This is a genomic window from Mesorhizobium sp. M0618 (assembly GCF_040320765.1).
Taxonomy (GTDB): domain Bacteria; phylum Pseudomonadota; class Alphaproteobacteria; order Rhizobiales; family Rhizobiaceae; genus Mesorhizobium.
On sequence record NZ_JAMYQH010000030.1, the window covers coordinates 18,910 to 34,195 of the forward strand.

The window sequence follows — 15,286 nt, forward strand, 5'->3', positions numbered from 1 at the left end:
CCAACTATCATATGATTGGTAGGAAATTTCTTAGAAAGTAAGAAAATGGGTGCTTACGCCAGTCTGACCTCGAAGGGTCAGCTTACAATTCCAAAAGATGTCCGGGATGCGCTGTCACTCAAAACGGGTGACATGATCGCCTGGACGGTCATGGATGGCTACCTGATTGGAACGCCGCGCAATCTCGACTTTGCGGACCTCGCCGGATTTCTGGGCGATCCGCCCGGCGGTCCGGCGTCACTGGAGGAAATCGACCTCGCGGTGCGGGATGCAGTTGGTAGGCATGTTGTCGGAGACGGATCGCAAGGCGGACGAGAGGGCGACGAGTGACGTCGATCGGCATTGATACGAACGTTCTGCTTCGAATGGTGCTGAACGACGATGCAGAGCAACGGGCGAAAGCCCTCGCATTCGGCGAAGGCCTCAGCGACGATGCTCCCGGCTTCGTCAGCTTGATCGTGCTGGTGGAATTCAGCTGGTCGTTGATTTCGCGCTACAGACTACCGAAAGAGCAGATGCAGGCGGCAATCCAGAGACTGTTGAAGGTCAAGACACTGTTGTTCGAAGATTTCGATGCCATCGTGATTGCGCTCGAAAGATCAAATTTGCCGCAGGTAGATTTTGCCGATGCGCTGATCGCCGAGCACAATCGAAATCTGGGTTGCTCGCATACAGTCACGTTCGATCAGCGGGCCGCCAAGTCCATTGCCAGTATGGAACTGCTCGCATGAGCCTGTCGCCCCGCCTGATTGCGCCGGAAAAACGCGGCGAGGATGCCGAGCAGACCTTGCGGCCGCAGACGCTCGACGATTTTGTCGGCCAGGCGGCGGTGCGGGCCAATCTCAAAGTGTTCATCGAAGCCGCCAAAGGCCGCAACGAGGCACTCGACCACGTACTGTTCGTCGGGCCACCCGGTCTGGGCAAGACGACGCTGGCGCAGATCATGGCGCGTGAGCTCGGCGTCAATTTCCGCTCGACCTCCGGCCCGGTCATCGCCAAGGCCGGCGATCTTGCCGCGCTGCTGACCAATCTCGAGGAAGGCGACGTGCTGTTCATCGACGAGATCCATCGGCTGAGCCCGGCGGTGGAGGAGATCCTCTATCCGGCGATGGAGGATTTCCAGCTCGACCTGATCATCGGCGAAGGACCGGCGGCGCGTTCGGTCAAGATCGACCTTGCCCGCTTCACGCTCGTCGCCGCCACCACGCGGCTCGGCCTGCTCACCAATCCGCTGCGCGACCGTTTCGGCATTCCGGTACGGCTCAATTTCTACACGGTCGAGGAGCTGGAGCAGATCGTGCGGCGCGGCGCGCGCATCCTGCAAATGCCGCTTGGCGACGACGGTGCGCTGGAGATCGCGCGGCGTGCGCGCGGCACGCCACGCATCGCCGGCCGGCTCTTGCGCCGTGTGCGCGATTTCGCCTCGGTGGCCGGCGACGGCCATGTCGACCGCAAGATCGCCGACGAGGCGCTCACTCGGCTGGAGGTCGATGCGCTCGGCCTCGACGCGCTCGACCGCCGTTACCTGTCGATGATCGCGCGCAATTTCGGCGGCGGGCCGGTCGGCATCGAGACGATCGCCGCCGGCCTGTCAGAGCCGCGCGACGCCATCGAAGACATCATCGAGCCTTATCTGATCCAGCAGGGCTTCATCCAGCGCACGCCGCGCGGCCGCATGCTGACGGCCAATGCCTGGCGCCATCTCGGCCTCGACGCGCCGAAGGATCTGGCGCAGCAGCAGATCAACCTGTTCCAGGAAGAGTAATTTTCCGGCGCGCCGTCCGTGAGCGATCAACGCAGCCCACGGATCACGTCCATTACATCCGGCTCGGCCTTGTCGCCGTTGAAGGCGTCGACGATGCCGAAGGCGCCGCCATAGCTCCACACCGACCATGAGAAGCCATGCGCTTCGGCGCGCGCGATCATGTCCTTGACATAGGCGGCCCGGAACTCGGCCGGCATCACATAGGCATTGCCGTATTCCTGGCGGATCATGCCGAACTCGCCCAGCGTGATGTCTTCCGGCTTGACGCGGTTGGCCTTCGCCCATGCCTCGACCTTTTTGAACGGCGCATCCATCAAGCCGAGCAGTTTGTCGGGGCTGTCCATGCTGGCGACCTGTTCGTCGAGATAGGCAAGCAGACCGCTCTGCCGTGTCCATGGCGCCTCGGCCTTGATCCTGGCGCGGATGGTGTCGAGCGTCACGTCGAGCTGTGCCTTGGGCACCGCGCTCAGCGGATAGGGCAGGCCAGTCACATAGGGGATGAAGTCGCCGGCCCAGGTTGCGCCCTGATGGGTGAGCAGGAACGGATCGTAGGAATGGAAGGTCCAGATGACGTTGTCGTCCGGTATTGTTTTCGGGTCGATCTTTTCCAGCGAGTTCGCAGCGGAATAGCAGGCACCAGTCAGGATCAAGGTTAGCTTGGTGGCCGAGGATCGCGCTGCCGCGAACAGTTTGCGCTGGCGGTCCGGCCACAGGCTGGTGCCGTCGCTGTCGCAGTCGACGATCGGTTCGTTCATCGGCTCGAGAGCCACTTGTCTGGGATCTTCGCCGGCCAGCGTGCGGGCCATCTTGCGCACCATCTCGAGATAGGCGTCGAAGGTCCGCGGGTCTTCCATCACTTGCGCCATGCCGATCTTGCGGCTGCCGCCGGCCGGGATCAGGTGCATGTCGACGACGACTTTCAGTCCGGCGCGGTTGATCATGCGCACGGAGTCCAGCACGCTGGCATAGAGGTCGTCACGCAAGGCCACGGTCTGGCCGGACAGGAAAGGCGACGGGTCGACCGGCATGCGCAGGAAATCGAAGCCCGCGTCCTTCAGTGCCTTGAGATCGTTCTCCCCAAGGAATTTGCGCCACTCCGGATAGGGCAGGATGGCCTTGGCGTCGCCCCATTGGTCTTCGCCGGGCCATGTGACCCATTGGTCGAGATTGAGGCCGCGCTTCATCGAAAAGCTCGCCGCCTGGCTGGGCCACGCCAAGGCCGCGAGCACAAGCAGCGCCGCCATCAAGGTCTTGATCATCGCCGTCAACAGTGCCATCCGATGCTGTGCCACGCGGGAAACAGGTGCCTCGTCGGGGCTGAAAAAGGAAGCGCAATGGGCGATCATGGTGAATCGGCGACGCTGCTGGCTGGGCTTTCCGGTGCGCTGACGGCGTTCGGCCACCGGCTGATGGCGCGGGTCTATTATGCCGACACGGATTTCTCCGGCGTCGTCTACCATGCGCGCTATCTCGAATTCTTCGAACGCGGCCGCTCCGACTATCTCAGGCTGACCGGCGTGCACCACACCGAGCTTGCCGATGGCAAGCATGGCGAGAAAATAGTCTGGGTGGTGCGGCGCATGGAAATCGACTTTCGCGGCCCCGCCCGCATCGACGACATCCTGACGGTCGACACCCGCACCGAGGAGATTTCCGGCGCGCGCATCTTCATGGCGCAGCAGCTCAAGCGTGGCGACGAACTGCTGGTCGAGGCCAAGGTCGAGGCGGCGATCATCGGTGAGAATGGCCGCCCAAGGCGCTTTCCCAAGGAATGGGTGGCCGCATTCATGCCCAAGGCCTTGCCGGCAGCTGATTAGCCCCACTGCGATCAATAGCGATGGCTTGCGCATTGCCGCGGGGCGTGGCAATGCGCCGCGCCTTATATACTAACCCATCCTTAACCATAACGGTTCATGAAGAGATTGGCGAAGATTGGCGTTATCGAACGCCTTCCTTTCACCAATATTTGCCCCGAAAAGGCCGATAACGGCACAGTTTGGGGTTGTTCCGGTAGCTTCGTGCGAACCGACCACAAGGATGCCAGGGGCCAGCCGCCAGCTTCGCCCGGAAAATCTTAAGGACGTAACGATGGAAAATATCGCACTCGCCGATCCGGGCGCGCAATTGTCGGTTTGGTCGCTGTTCGTTTCGGCCAGTTGGGTGGTCAAGCTGGTCATGATCGGCCTGCTCTGCGCCTCGGTCTGGACCTGGGCGATCATCGTCGACAAGCTGGTTTCCTATGCCCGCATGCGGCTGGCGCTCAACCGGTTCGAACAGGTGTTCTGGTCGGGGCAGTCGCTGGAGGAGCTCTACCGCACGCTCGCCGACCGCAAGACCACCGGCATGGGCGCCATTTTCGTCGCCGCCATGCGCGAGTGGAAGAAGAGTTTCGAGAAGGGCGCCAAGTCGCCGCTCGGCCTGCAGACCCGCATCGACAAGGCAATGGACCTGGCGCTGACCCGCGAGATGGAAAAGCTGGAAGGGCGCCTCGGTTTCCTTGCCACCACCGGCTCGGCGGCACCCTTTATCGGCCTGTTCGGCACCGTCATCGGCATCATGACCTCGTTCCAGGCGATCGCCGGCTCCAAGAACACCAGTCTCGCGGTGGTTGCGCCCGGCATTGCCGAAGCGTTGCTGGCGACGGCCATCGGCCTGCTCGCCGCCATTCCCGCCGTCATCGCCTACAACAAGCTGTCGTCCGACGCGAGCAAGATAGCCGTGCGCATGGAAGGGTTCTCCGACGAGTTCTCTGCCATACTCTCGCGCCAAATCGATGAAAAAGTGGCCCCCAAGGCCTGAGGAGTAGCAGATGGGTATGTCCATGGGCATGGGAGGACGCGGCGGGCGCGGCCACAGGCGGCGCGGCCGTCACCATGCACTGATGTCCGAGATCAACGTCACGCCGATGGTCGACGTGATGCTGGTGCTGCTGATCATCTTCATGGTCGCGGCACCAATGCTGACGGTCGGCGTTCCGATCGACCTGCCGGATACGCAGGCGAAGGCGATGAATGCCGACACGCAGCCGATCACTGTCTCGATCAACGCCTCCGGTCAGATCTATCTGCAGGAAACCGAGATCCCGATCGAGGAGCTGGTAGCCAAGCTGCAGGCAATCTCGAAGACCGGCTATGAGGAGCGCATCTTCATCCGCGGCGACAAGTCGACCGACTATGGCACGGCGATGAAGGTGATGGCCCGCATTTCGGCCGCCGGCTACAAGAACATCGGCCTGGTTTCACTGCAGGAACAGGATCAGTAGACGCGCGATGAAGACCGGCCTCACCACATCGGTGGTCTTGCATGCGGCGGCGCTGACCTTCGGCCTGTTCACGCTGACGGCGCCGGCGGCACTTCCGTCGTCCGACGCCGAGTCGGTCGCGGTCGACATCGTGCCGATGGAAGCGGTTGCGCAGACGTTGCAGGGCGACAAGAAGGCCGTGATGCATGAAAAGCCGGCACCCGTGCCGACGCAGCGTCCGGACATCGTTCCGGACGCGCAGAAGGTTGGCGAGAACAGCGTCGACACCGATAAGTCGATAACGCCGGAAGCCAAGCCGAAGCCCGTCGACATGACCTCGGCTCCGCCGCCCGCGCCGACCCCGATCGAAAAGCCGAAGCCCGAGGACGTGCCGAAGCCGCAGGAAAAGCCCAAGCCCACCCCGGCAACGGAAGTGGCGCCGGCGCCAACGCCCAAGGAAGAGGTCAAGCCCGAGCCGGTCAAGCAGCCCGACCCCAAGCCGACACCGGCCAAGCCGGCGCCAACTCCGCCGCCGCAGGACAAGACCGCTGCCATCGATCCAACGCCCGAGGTCAAACCCGACGCCGTCGCTGAAGCCATAGCGCAGGAGCCGCCCGCCGAGGCGACGCAGCTGCCCGACTCGGCGCCCGCGCCGGAAGCGCGGCCGAAGCCGCAGCCTGCGCAGGCCGAAAGCGCCAAGGCGCCGGAGCGGAAGAACGCCGACAAGCCGGTTAAGGAAGCCTCGTCGAAGCCGAAGTCCGATGACAAGCAGTTCAACGCCGACGAGATCTCCGCGCTCCTCGACAAGCAGAAACCATCCGGCGGCGGCGCCAAGCGCTCGACCCAGCAGGCGTCGCTTGGCGGCGACAAGGATCAGGGCCAGAAGCTTTCCAGGTCCGAAATGGGCGCCCTGGAAAGCCAGCTTGGTGGCTGCTGGACTCTTCCCGCGGGCCTTGAAGGTTCCGAGAACTTCGTCGTCGTGGTGCGGTTCAACCTGGATGCCTCCGGCAAGCTGGACGGACGCCCGGCGGTCGAAACGTCGAGCGGAAACCGCCAGTTCGACGAAAGTGCCGTTCGTGCGGTGCAAAAATGCGATGTCACCGGCCTGCAGGTTCCCGCCGGCAAGCAGGATATCTGGGCCGACGTCCGCGTCACCTTCGATCCAAGGGAGATGCTGGGCCTCTAAGGCGGCCCGCGTATCCGAAAATCAGTACGAGAAGCGAGAAGACATGAAATCAATCCTCAAGCCGCTCCTGATGGTCTCAGCAATGGCGATGGGCATGACCACTGCCAGCACGTTGCCGGCGCTGGCGCTGGTCGAGCTCAACGTCAACAAGGGCAATGTCGAGCCGCTGCCGATCGCCATCACAGATTTCCAGGGCGGCGACGCGCTTGGGGCGCAGATTTCGCAGATCGTCACCGCCGATTTGAAGCGTTCGGGTCTGTTCGCTCCGATCGACAAGAGCGCCTTTATCGAGAAGATCACCAACCCCGATGCAGCACCGCGCTTCGACGACTGGAAGGTGATCAACGCACAGGCGCTGGTCACGGGCAGCGTCAGCAAGGAAGCAGACGGCCGCATCCGCGCCCAGTACCGGTTGTGGGATACCTTTGCCGGCCAGCAGATGGCTGGCGAGCAGTTCTTCGCCAACGACGCCAATCAGCGGCGTGTCGCACACATCATCGCCGACGCCATCTATGAGCGGCTGACCGGCGAAAAAGGCTATTTCGACACCCGCGTCGTCTTCATCGACGAATCCGGCGCCAAGAATGCGCGCAAGAAGCGCCTCGCGATCATGGACCAGGACGGCGCCAATGTGCGCTATCTCTCGGACGGCAGGTCGATCGTGCTGACGCCGCGTTTCTCGCCGAACCGGCAGGAAATCACCTACATGTCGTATGAGAGCGGCCAGCCACGGGTCTACCTGCTGCAGATCGAGACCGGCCAGCGCGAACTGGTCGGCAATTTCCCCGGCATGACCTTTGCGCCGCGCTTTTCGCCCGACGGCCAGAAGGTGATCATGAGCTTGCTGCGCGACGACGGCAATTCCAACATCTTCGCCATGGACCTGCGCAGCCGCTCGACGACGAGGCTGACCAACTCGACCGCCATTGACACCTCGCCGTCCTATTCGCCCGATGGCAGCAAGGTGGTGTTCACCTCCGACCGTGGCGGCCGCGCACAGATCTACGCGATGGGCGCCGACGGCTCCGGCCAGACCCGCATCTCCTTTGGCGACGGCGTCTATTCGACACCGGTCTGGTCGCCGCGCGGCGACCTCATCGCCTTCACCAAGCAGACCGGCGGCGAATTCCAGATCGGCGTCATGAAGACCGACGGCTCGGGCGAGCGCATCCTGTCCTCCGGCTTCCAGCAGGAGGGACCGACCTGGGCGCCGAACGGCCGCGTGCTGATGTTCTTCCGCGATTCCGCCGGTGGCCCCAAACTGGTTTCGGTCGATCTGACCGGACGCAACGAGCAATCGATCCCAACGGCGAATTTCGCTTCGGACCCGGCCTGGTCGCCGCTGCTCGAATAGGTTCGGCTGAATTGCCACACATGCTGAAAAGGGGCCGTTTCGGCCCCTTTTCCATGCCTTGGCCGCCTTTTGGCCGTATTTACGCCTAGGGTCCGCGTGAACTGTGGCTTCAGGCCGAAACGGCTGCGGACGGGCAGCTTAAACCAAAATTTAACCGTGTTTCTTGAATGCCGGTTAACCCAAACGTGGTTACTGGGTGATCAACGAAATCACTCAAAGTAGATCACTCGAAATACGAAGGAGAGGCGGCATGGGCCGTATCGCAGCACTTACCAGAAACCCGGTCATGATCGCGCTGGTGGCGATGCTCGCCATCGCAGGTTGCGCCTCGAAGAAGACGCCGAACAACGCGGCCGATCTTGGCCTCAACGGCGCCGGCGCGGCGACGCCCGGCTCGGCGCAGGACTTCACCGTCAACATCGGCGACCGTATCTTCTTCGACACCGACTCGACCTCGATCCGTGCCGACGCGCAGACGACGCTCTCGCGCCAGGCGCAGTGGCTGAACCAGTACAAGCAGTATGCCATCGTCGTCGAAGGTCATGCCGACGAACGCGGAACGCGCGAATACAATCTGGCGCTCGGCGCCCGCCGCGCCGCCGCCACCCGCGACTTCCTCGTTGCCAAGGGCGTTTCGGCCAGCCGTCTCAAGACCATTTCCTACGGCAAGGAACGTCCGGTCGCGGTGTGCGACGACATCTCCTGCTGGTCGCAGAATCGCCGCGCGGTCACCACGCTCAGCGGTGCTGGCTCCTGAGGCATCACGCAGCCGACCGGCGCGTCAAAGAACGCGCGGCCGTCTAGCGGTAAAAATGCAACATACCTGTGCGAAAGGCGGCCCTGGGGCCGCCTTTTTCATATCCGCATGCTCGAAACAAAATTTGGCCGAAGTCTCGGCTCCTGCTATGAGCCGAGGGCGCTTGGCTGGTCCCATTCTGGATTGGAAGGCGCGAACAAGCTAACGAAATCACTGCGAGAGGCACATGCATTTGAGATCGGTTCTGAGCGGCACGCTTGCGCTACTGCTCCTATCAGGCGTCACCGCCTTGGCTAGCGGCACCGGGGCGAGCGGCACAGGGCAATCAACCGACAGCGGCTTTACCTTCCATCTTCCCAGTATCGAATTGCCGGGCTTTTTTGGTCAAAAGAAGAAACCGGACCAGGTTCAGCTGGTGCAGTCCGATCCTGCCGCTGTCACCAGCCTGGAAGAGCAGCTGCGGCAGATGAACGGCAAGATCGAGGAACTCAATTTCCAGGTCCTGCAGATGCAGGAGCAGATTCGCAAGCAGCAGGAAGATAATGAATTCCGCTTCCAGCAGCTGGAAGGTGGCGGCACGCAAGGCGGGCAGCCGCCGGCGCAGAAGAAATCGGACGCCACCACCGGCACCGACAACGACGTGGCGGCGGCCCCGGCAATCCGGGCGCCGGCTGGAGCCGGCGCCGCGCCCGCCAACGATCAATCGGCAGGCGGCAAGACGGTCGAGGACGTCATCGTCGAATCTCCCGACGGCGACCCCGGCAAGGTTATTCCCGGTACGGGAGCGCCGGAAAAGAATTTCGGCACCATCACCGTCGACAAGAATGGCAATGTCATCGATGCCGGCGGCAACACACAATCGACCGCGCCGGCGCAGGACACCGCGCCAGTCGCCGGGGCGGCGCCCAAGGCCGGCAAGTCCGACACGGTAGTCGCGGCGTTGCCCGCCACCAACAACCCGGAGGAGCTTTACCGCAACTCATACCAGTTCATCCTCTCGGGCGACTACGGCACCGCCGAGCAGGGTTTTCGCGACCACATCGCCCGCTTCCCCAGGGATGCGAAGGCGGCGGACGCGCATTACTGGTTGGGCGAGTCATTGCTCGGCCAGCAGAAATACCGCGACGCGGCCGAGACGTTCCTTGCCGCCAGCAAGGACTACCCCAAGGCCAAGAAAGCTCCCGACATGTTGCTGAAGCTCGGCGTGTCGCTGGTCGGCCTCAAGCAGCACGACGTTGCCTGCGCCACTTTCAGCGAGGTCGGCAAGCGCTACCCCGATATTTCCAGCGCGCTCAAGGAACGCGTCAAGCAGGAGAAGGCTCTGGCTGCCTGCTGATCCTTGTCCTACATGTCGTTGTCCTGAAACCGGGATCACTTTTGGGCGACATGCATTATGCTCGACACCGAGCCGGACCTTTCGTCTAACCCTTTTTCGCATATCGATTTTACCAGCGGCGCTGTTGCGGCCGTGTCCGGCGGCAGCGACTCGACCGCCCTGCTCCTTCTTCTCAGACACCATCTCGACCGTACGGCGCCGGCAACCAAGCTGCTGGCGGTGACGATCGACCACGGTTTGCGGTCCGGTTCGGCTGCGGAAGCGCAAGCAGTGGCGAAGCTGTGCGCCAGACTCGGAATTTCACACCGCATCCTGACATGGTCGGGCCCCAAGCCATCGACCGGCCTGCCCGCCGCCGCTCGCGAGGCGCGCTACCGGCTGCTGTCCGAAGCGGCACAAGCCGAAGGCGTCGGCATGATCCTCACCGGCCATACCGCCGATGACCAGGCGGAGACGGTGCTGATGCGGCAAGCGCGCGCAGAAGGATTGGCGCGGGACGAGGGCCAAGGCCATGCCGAAATGGCAGGCCGGGGACTTGCCGGCATGGCGCCGGCCACCTTGTATGACTGGCGCGAGTGGATCGTTCGGCCACTTCTCGGGTTGCGGCGCGCGGCGCTGCGAGATGTCCTGCGGCGTGAGAATGTCGGCTGGGCCGACGACCCGACCAATGCCGACGAGGCTTTCGAGCGGCCGCGCATGCGGGCAGCCCTTGCCGACGGCAACGGTGCACAGCGCATCGGCGATGCACTGGCGTTGGCCGCGCATGAGGGCCGCGCGCGCAGTCAACTCGGCCTCGCCGCCGCAAGTTTGATCGGCGATTTCGCGACCCGGCTGTCCTGCGGGCTCATTCGTCTTGATCCGCTTTTGCTGAACACAGGTGACGAGCGAGCGGCCGTCTATGCGTTGCGTATCCTGCTGGCCATGACCGGCGGAATTGCCTTCCTGCCGGATCAGGCCCGCAGCGAGGCTCTGTTCGGTCGGCTGAGGGCTGGATTTCTTTGCGCCACATTGTCGCGGACGGTTGTGGATTCCCGGCGCTCCGGCATCTTCCTGCGCCGCGAGGCGCGCGGCCTGCCCTCCGCCGCTGCCATCACGGACGGCACCGTCTGGGATGGCCGCCGGCGCATCACATTGAACGACAGCAGCAGCGCATTGTTGATTGCCCCGTTCGGCGCAGCAGCGGCGAAGCGGCTGGCGAAGGGCGATGGAAAAACCCCGCCGAGCCTGATGCGCGCCGCGCTCGCCGCCGAGCCGGCGTTGTGGCAGGCCGGTGAATGCCTTGATTTGTCGGGGGATAGCCGGGCGCCAATGGCGGTTGAAGTGCGGCCGGTCGTTGCGCCCTTTGCCCGCTTCCTGCCGTCCTTCGACCTGGCGCCGGCGCGGGCCGTGGCCGGGCTGATTGGCGCGGCCCCGGTGCCGCCCTTGCCTTTCAGCGGCCACAGTGCCGGCTGATGGTTGCGCGAAAGCTTAACCCAGACGTGCTGTTCTGCTTGGCAAGGGGGGACGCTCTCCCTATGTTAGGCGCAAGTTTCCTCTCATGACGCGTGTCCGCCCCGCGGACGCCAACGGGACAATTGATGAATCCGAACTATCGCAACCTCGCGCTCTGGGCGATCATAGCGGTCCTGCTCATAGCCCTGTTCAATCTGTTTCAGACGCCGCAGACGCGAGGGGCCTCCAGCGATGTGCCTTATTCGCAGTTCCTGCAGGATGTCGCGGCGGGCCGGGTCAAGACGGTGACCATCGCGGGCGCCCGTATCAGCGGCACCTACACCGACAATGCCAGCGGCTTCCAGACCTATTCGCCCGGCGATCCTTCGCTGGTCTCGCGGCTGCAGGACAAGAACGTCACCATCAATGCGCGGCCTGAAACAGACGGTTCCAATTCGCTGTTCGGCTATCTGATCTCGTGGCTGCCGATGATCCTCATCCTCGGCGTCTGGATATTCTTCATGCGCCAGATGCAGTCCGGCTCCGGTCGCGCCATGGGCTTCGGCAAGTCGAAGGCCAAGCTGCTCACCGAAGCGCATGGCCGCGTCACCTTCCAGGACGTTGCCGGCGTCGACGAAGCCAAGGAAGATCTGGAAGAGATCGTCGAGTTCCTGCGCGATCCGCAGAAATTCCAGCGGCTCGGCGGCAAGATTCCGCGCGGCGTGCTGCTTGTCGGCCCTCCGGGAACCGGCAAGACGCTGCTCGCCCGCTCGGTTGCCGGCGAAGCCAATGTGCCGTTCTTCACCATTTCCGGTTCTGACTTCGTCGAGATGTTCGTCGGCGTCGGTGCAAGCCGCGTCCGCGACATGTTCGACCAGGCCAAGAAGAACGCGCCCTGCATCATCTTCATCGACGAAATCGACGCTGTCGGCCGTCATCGCGGCGCCGGCCTCGGCGGCGGCAATGACGAACGCGAGCAGACGCTGAACCAGCTCCTGGTCGAGATGGACGGCTTCGAGTCCAACGAAAGCATCATCCTGATCGCTGCCACCAACCGGCCCGACGTGCTCGATCCGGCACTGCTCAGGCCAGGCCGCTTCGACCGCCAGGTCGTGGTGCCGAACCCCGACATCGTCGGCCGCGAGAAGATCCTCAAGGTGCATGTGCGCAACGTGCCGCTGGCGCCCAATGTCGACCTCAAGGTGATCGCGCGCGGTACGCCGGGCTTTTCCGGCGCTGACCTGATGAACCTCGTCAACGAATCCGCGCTGATGGCGGCACGGCGCAACAAGCGCCTCGTCACCATGGCCGAATTCGAGGACGCCAAGGACAAGATCATGATGGGCGCCGAGCGCCGCTCGTCGGCCATGACGCAGGCCGAGAAGGAGCTGACCGCCTACCACGAGGCAGGCCACGCCATTCTCGCGCTGAACGTGCCGTCGGCCGATCCGCTGCACAAGGCCACGATCATCCCACGCGGTCGCGCGCTCGGCATGGTCATGCAGTTGCCCGAAGGCGACCGTTATTCGATGAGCTACAAATACATGATCTCGCGGCTCGCCATCATGATGGGCGGCCGTGTCGCCGAGGAGTTCAAGTTCGGCAAGGAAAACATCACCTCGGGTGCCTCTTCGGATATCGAGCAGGCGACCAAACTGGCGCGCGCCATGGTCACACGCTGGGGCTTTTCCGACAAGCTCGGCCATGTCGCTTATGGCGACAACCAGGAAGAAGTGTTCCTCGGCCACTCGGTGGCGCGCACGCAGAACGTGTCGGAAGAAACGGCGCAGATCATCGACGCCGAAGTGCGCCGCCTGATCGACGAGGCCTACTCATCGGCGAAGTCCATCCTGACCAAGAAGAAGAAGGAATGGATCGCGCTGGCGCAGGGCCTGCTGGAATACGAGACGCTGTCCGGCGAGGAGATCAAGCAGTTGATCGCCGGCCACAAGCCAGCGCGCGACCTTGGCGACGACACGCCGCCGAGCCGTGGCTCTGCCGTGCCGAAGTCCGGCGGCCGGCGCAAGAAGGGGCCGGAGCCCGAAGGCGGCATGGAACCGCAGCCATCGAGCTGAGCTTGACCACTGATTTCATCGAACGCCGCGGCTTGCTCCGCGGCGTTTTTTGTTTTTGGCGTTGGGGAGGAGTTGTCCGCGACCTCGCATCTGCGACGATGACGATTGGCGAAAGCCTAGGTGATAGCCAATCTCCCCCCTTGCGGGGGAGATTGGCAACGTCGCCGCGGGCGTGCCCTCGAAGGCAACAAAGAAGGCCCGCGAACCCTGCGGTTCGCAGGCCTTCTCTTCTTCAGATGTCTTGTCGCTCAGCTCTTCAGCTTGGCATTGCACAGGCTGTAATAACCGCCGCCCTTCTGGATCCAGCGAAGGCCGTTCAACGTGCCCGCGTCCTTGTTGCCATGGTAGCCCTGGAGACAGGTCTTCATGCGCGCCTTCGCGGGCTTTTCGGTCTTGAACTCGGCGGCCAGCGTGGTTGGGAATGTCACGCCCGCGGGCGCTACAGTGGGGGCGACCGCCGCGCTGGTTTCCTTTTTCGTCTGCGGCTCGGTTTTGACCGTATCCTCGCTGACACTGTCTGCTGCTGATGTCGCGCACTTCTCCTTGCGAAAAGCCGTCCAGTCCATGCCGTTCAGAGTGCCGCCTTCCTTGGCTGTTCGATAGGTCTCGCCGCATTCCTTCATCGTCAGTGCGCTTGCGGGGGCGACGCTCCAAGCGACAAATGCGGTCGCAGCCAATACCGCCAATTTCAAACTGTGCATAAGACCCTCCTGGTTGATAATAAGTTTGACGTCTTTTTGTATATGGTTTGTTCTTTATATGTTCAACAGAATCTTTTCGGACTACCGATGAGCTTGGCGGTGGGCAGTGTAGGCGAATTGATGATGCCGGCAGCCCGGCGACATGTAGATGCGAGCAAGGCAGTGTGCGTCTTCGCGCAACAAAAAAGGCCCGCGCATCGCAAGATGCGCGGGCCTTTGTTTGGAGACTATGGCTAAGCGATCAGCTCTTGAGCTTGGCGTTGCACAGGCTGTAGAAGCCGCCGCCCTTCTGGATCCACTTCAGGCCGCCAAGCGCATTGGCGTCCTTGAGGGCATAGTACTGGTCGAGGCAAGTGTGCATGCGGCCTTTTCCGGGGGTCTCGCTGGCATATTTCGCCGAGATCGCGGACGGGAAAGCGACGCCCTTGGGCGCAGCCGTCGTCGGCTTCGCCGGCTCCTTGGTGTAGCTCGCCTCGTCGGCGGCCGGCACGCTGTCGTCATCCGAGGCGCCGGTACCGCATTCGGCCTTGCGGAAGTCGTTCCACTTCATGCCTTTCAGCGTGTTGGCCGTCTTGGCAGCCTGGTACTTGGTGCTGCATTCGGCCATGCTCAGACCCTTGCCGTCGGCGGGAGCCGCGGCAGCCTTGGTGGTTGCCGGCTTGGCGGCGGCAGCGGCGGATGCACCGGCGACGCATTCGGACTTGCGGAAGTCGTTCCACTTCATGCCGTTCAGCGTGCCGGCAGCCTTCGCCGCCTGGTATTTCGTGCTGCATTCCTTCGCCGTCAGGCCCTTGGCTGTGCTGTCGTCCGTCGCGGCGGCAGCCTTGGCAGCCTTGGCCGGCTTCGTTTCCGCGGCCTTCTTGGTATCGGCCGGCTTGGCGTCGGTCGTCGCCGCGGCGTCGGTGCCGCACTGAGCCTTGCGGAACTGGTTCCAGGTCGCGCCGGAAAGTGTCCCCGCATCCTTGGCGGCGTTATACTTCGTGCTGCACTCGGCCATCGTCAGTGCGTTGGCTGGCGCGGCCAGGAACAAGGTCGCGACGGCGAGGCCGGTCAAAGTGGCAAGTCGGTGGATGAGCATAGCGTTTCTCCGTTGCAGCAGCCCATGATACGTCCCTGCAAATCAATAACGCTCAACGGTCGGTTGCGCCAGATGCTAAGTGGCGTGTATATCACCGAAAACCGGCTTCTCCCGACAAGGTGATGAAATCGTTGTCCGTTGCCTGGTTCAGAGTAAGATTTTCCTGGTGCATCCGCGCCGAAAGGCTCGAATGACTTGTATATTGCAGCATGGCAGTCTGGGCATGTCAGGTTGCGGCCACGTGTGTGCAGTGCACAACAATGGTTTTCTAAGGATTGGTAACGTATAATCACACAATGTGATCATAGCGCCCTGGCCAATTGTGGCATGACGTGCCGGGGAAGAAACGTCGAGGAAGCTGA

Annotated in this window: 15 protein-coding genes; 12 read left to right on the forward strand and 3 right to left on the reverse strand. The window is 62.9% G+C overall.

What is annotated here, in order from left to right; all coding sequences use genetic code 11:
• Positions 1-45: 45 nt before the first annotated feature.
• The 3 genes from NKJ04_RS26445 to ruvB are packed head-to-tail and all read left to right on the forward strand — an operon-like array spanning position 46 to position 1,765.
• Positions 46-330 carry an AbrB/MazE/SpoVT family DNA-binding domain-containing protein gene (locus NKJ04_RS26445; RefSeq protein ID WP_023811849.1) on the forward strand — a complete coding sequence of 95 codons (285 nt, stop codon included), beginning with the start codon at positions 46-48 and terminating at the stop codon, positions 328-330.
• The gene (locus NKJ04_RS26450) at positions 327-731 is read left to right on the forward strand and encodes a type II toxin-antitoxin system VapC family toxin (protein ID WP_127296186.1); all 405 of its coding nucleotides are present in this window, start codon (positions 327-329) and stop codon (positions 729-731) included. The genes NKJ04_RS26445 and NKJ04_RS26450 overlap by 4 nt, the downstream gene beginning before the upstream one ends.
• Entirely contained in the window at positions 728-1,765 is a 1,038-nt protein-coding gene (ruvB, locus tag NKJ04_RS26455; RefSeq protein ID WP_023811851.1) for a Holliday junction branch migration DNA helicase RuvB, read from the forward strand. The genes NKJ04_RS26450 and ruvB overlap by 4 nt, the downstream gene beginning before the upstream one ends.
• Positions 1,766-1,791: 26 nt before the next feature.
• On the opposite strand, the gene NKJ04_RS26460 is transcribed toward ruvB, so the two are convergent.
• Positions 1,792-3,042, reverse strand: coding sequence for a glycoside hydrolase family 5 protein (locus NKJ04_RS26460; RefSeq protein ID WP_352678073.1), 1,251 nt, complete (start codon positions 3,040-3,042; stop codon positions 1,792-1,794).
• 57 nt (positions 3,043-3,099) lie between these two features.
• Between NKJ04_RS26460 and ybgC the strand changes: the two genes are divergently transcribed.
• The 9 genes from ybgC to ftsH all read left to right on the forward strand — a co-directional run bounded on the left by ybgC (position 3,100) and on the right by ftsH (position 13,145).
• Positions 3,100-3,582 carry a tol-pal system-associated acyl-CoA thioesterase gene (gene ybgC, locus NKJ04_RS26465; protein ID WP_352678076.1) on the forward strand — a complete coding sequence of 161 codons (483 nt, stop codon included), beginning with the start codon at positions 3,100-3,102 and terminating at the stop codon, positions 3,580-3,582.
• Between the two features lie 271 nt (positions 3,583-3,853).
• Entirely contained in the window at positions 3,854-4,564 is a 711-nt protein-coding gene (gene tolQ, locus NKJ04_RS26470; RefSeq protein ID WP_013529145.1) for a protein TolQ, read from the forward strand.
• Positions 4,565-4,574: 10 nt separating this feature from the next.
• Complete coding sequence (tolR, locus tag NKJ04_RS26475) at positions 4,575-5,027, forward strand: protein TolR (protein ID WP_352678080.1); 453 nt, start codon at positions 4,575-4,577, stop codon at positions 5,025-5,027.
• Positions 5,028-5,034: 7 nt separating this feature from the next.
• Entirely contained in the window at positions 5,035-6,192 is a 1,158-nt protein-coding gene (gene tolA / locus NKJ04_RS26480) for a cell envelope integrity protein TolA (RefSeq protein ID WP_352678083.1), read from the forward strand.
• A gap of 70 nt (positions 6,193-6,262) precedes the next feature.
• On the forward strand, positions 6,263-7,546 hold the full coding sequence (gene tolB / locus NKJ04_RS26485) for a Tol-Pal system beta propeller repeat protein TolB (RefSeq protein ID WP_502897973.1): 1,284 nt from the start codon (positions 6,263-6,265) through the stop codon (positions 7,544-7,546).
• A 250-nt stretch (positions 7,547-7,796) separates the two neighbouring features.
• Positions 7,797-8,303, forward strand: coding sequence for a peptidoglycan-associated lipoprotein Pal (gene pal, locus NKJ04_RS26490; RefSeq protein WP_013529149.1), 507 nt, complete (start codon positions 7,797-7,799; stop codon positions 8,301-8,303).
• A 226-nt stretch (positions 8,304-8,529) separates the two neighbouring features.
• Positions 8,530-9,639 (forward strand): tol-pal system protein YbgF, encoded by a 1,110-nt coding sequence (gene ybgF, locus NKJ04_RS26495; protein ID WP_023811857.1) that lies wholly within the window; start codon positions 8,530-8,532, stop codon positions 9,637-9,639.
• A 57-nt stretch (positions 9,640-9,696) separates the two neighbouring features.
• Complete coding sequence (gene tilS, locus NKJ04_RS26500; RefSeq protein ID WP_352554246.1) at positions 9,697-11,091, forward strand: tRNA lysidine(34) synthetase TilS; 1,395 nt, start codon at positions 9,697-9,699, stop codon at positions 11,089-11,091.
• Between the two features lie 125 nt (positions 11,092-11,216).
• Positions 11,217-13,145, forward strand: a complete 1,929-nt coding sequence (ftsH, locus tag NKJ04_RS26505; protein WP_023811859.1) for an ATP-dependent zinc metalloprotease FtsH — start codon at positions 11,217-11,219, stop codon at positions 13,143-13,145.
• 248 nt (positions 13,146-13,393) lie between these two features.
• Here ftsH and NKJ04_RS26510 read toward each other — a convergent pair whose 3' ends face one another.
• Together NKJ04_RS26510 and NKJ04_RS26515 are read right to left on the reverse strand one after the other, a co-directional pair.
• Positions 13,394-13,846 carry a hypothetical protein gene (locus tag NKJ04_RS26510; protein WP_023811860.1) on the reverse strand — a complete coding sequence of 151 codons (453 nt, stop codon included), beginning with the start codon at positions 13,844-13,846 and terminating at the stop codon, positions 13,394-13,396.
• A gap of 241 nt (positions 13,847-14,087) precedes the next feature.
• A complete protein-coding gene (locus NKJ04_RS26515; RefSeq protein WP_352678088.1) occupies positions 14,088-14,924 on the reverse strand; it encodes a hypothetical protein in 837 nt (278 codons plus the stop codon).
• Positions 14,925-15,286 lie beyond the last annotated feature (362 nt).

Coding starts and splice junctions, on each gene's coding strand:
- NKJ04_RS26445 (WP_023811849.1), top strand. CDS start 46: ATGGGTGCTTACGCCAGTCTGACCTCGAAGGGTCAGCTTACAATTCCA.
- ruvB (WP_023811851.1), top strand. CDS start 728: ATGAGCCTGTCGCCCCGCCTGATTGCGCCGGAAAAACGCGGCGAGGAT.
- NKJ04_RS26460 (WP_352678073.1), bottom strand. CDS start 3,042: ATGGCACTGTTGACGGCGATGATCAAGACCTTGATGGCGGCGCTGCTT.
- ybgC (WP_352678076.1), top strand. CDS start 3,100: ATGGGCGATCATGGTGAATCGGCGACGCTGCTGGCTGGGCTTTCCGGT.
- tolQ (WP_013529145.1), top strand. CDS start 3,854: ATGGAAAATATCGCACTCGCCGATCCGGGCGCGCAATTGTCGGTTTGG.
- tolR (WP_352678080.1), top strand. CDS start 4,575: ATGGGTATGTCCATGGGCATGGGAGGACGCGGCGGGCGCGGCCACAGG.
- tolA (WP_352678083.1), top strand. CDS start 5,035: ATGAAGACCGGCCTCACCACATCGGTGGTCTTGCATGCGGCGGCGCTG.
- tolB (WP_502897973.1), top strand. CDS start 6,263: ATGGTCTCAGCAATGGCGATGGGCATGACCACTGCCAGCACGTTGCCG.
- pal (WP_013529149.1), top strand. CDS start 7,797: ATGGGCCGTATCGCAGCACTTACCAGAAACCCGGTCATGATCGCGCTG.
- ybgF (WP_023811857.1), top strand. CDS start 8,530: ATGCATTTGAGATCGGTTCTGAGCGGCACGCTTGCGCTACTGCTCCTA.
- tilS (WP_352554246.1), top strand. CDS start 9,697: ATGCTCGACACCGAGCCGGACCTTTCGTCTAACCCTTTTTCGCATATC.
- ftsH (WP_023811859.1), top strand. CDS start 11,217: ATGAATCCGAACTATCGCAACCTCGCGCTCTGGGCGATCATAGCGGTC.
- NKJ04_RS26510 (WP_023811860.1), bottom strand. CDS start 13,846: ATGCACAGTTTGAAATTGGCGGTATTGGCTGCGACCGCATTTGTCGCT.
- NKJ04_RS26515 (WP_352678088.1), bottom strand. CDS start 14,924: ATGCTCATCCACCGACTTGCCACTTTGACCGGCCTCGCCGTCGCGACC.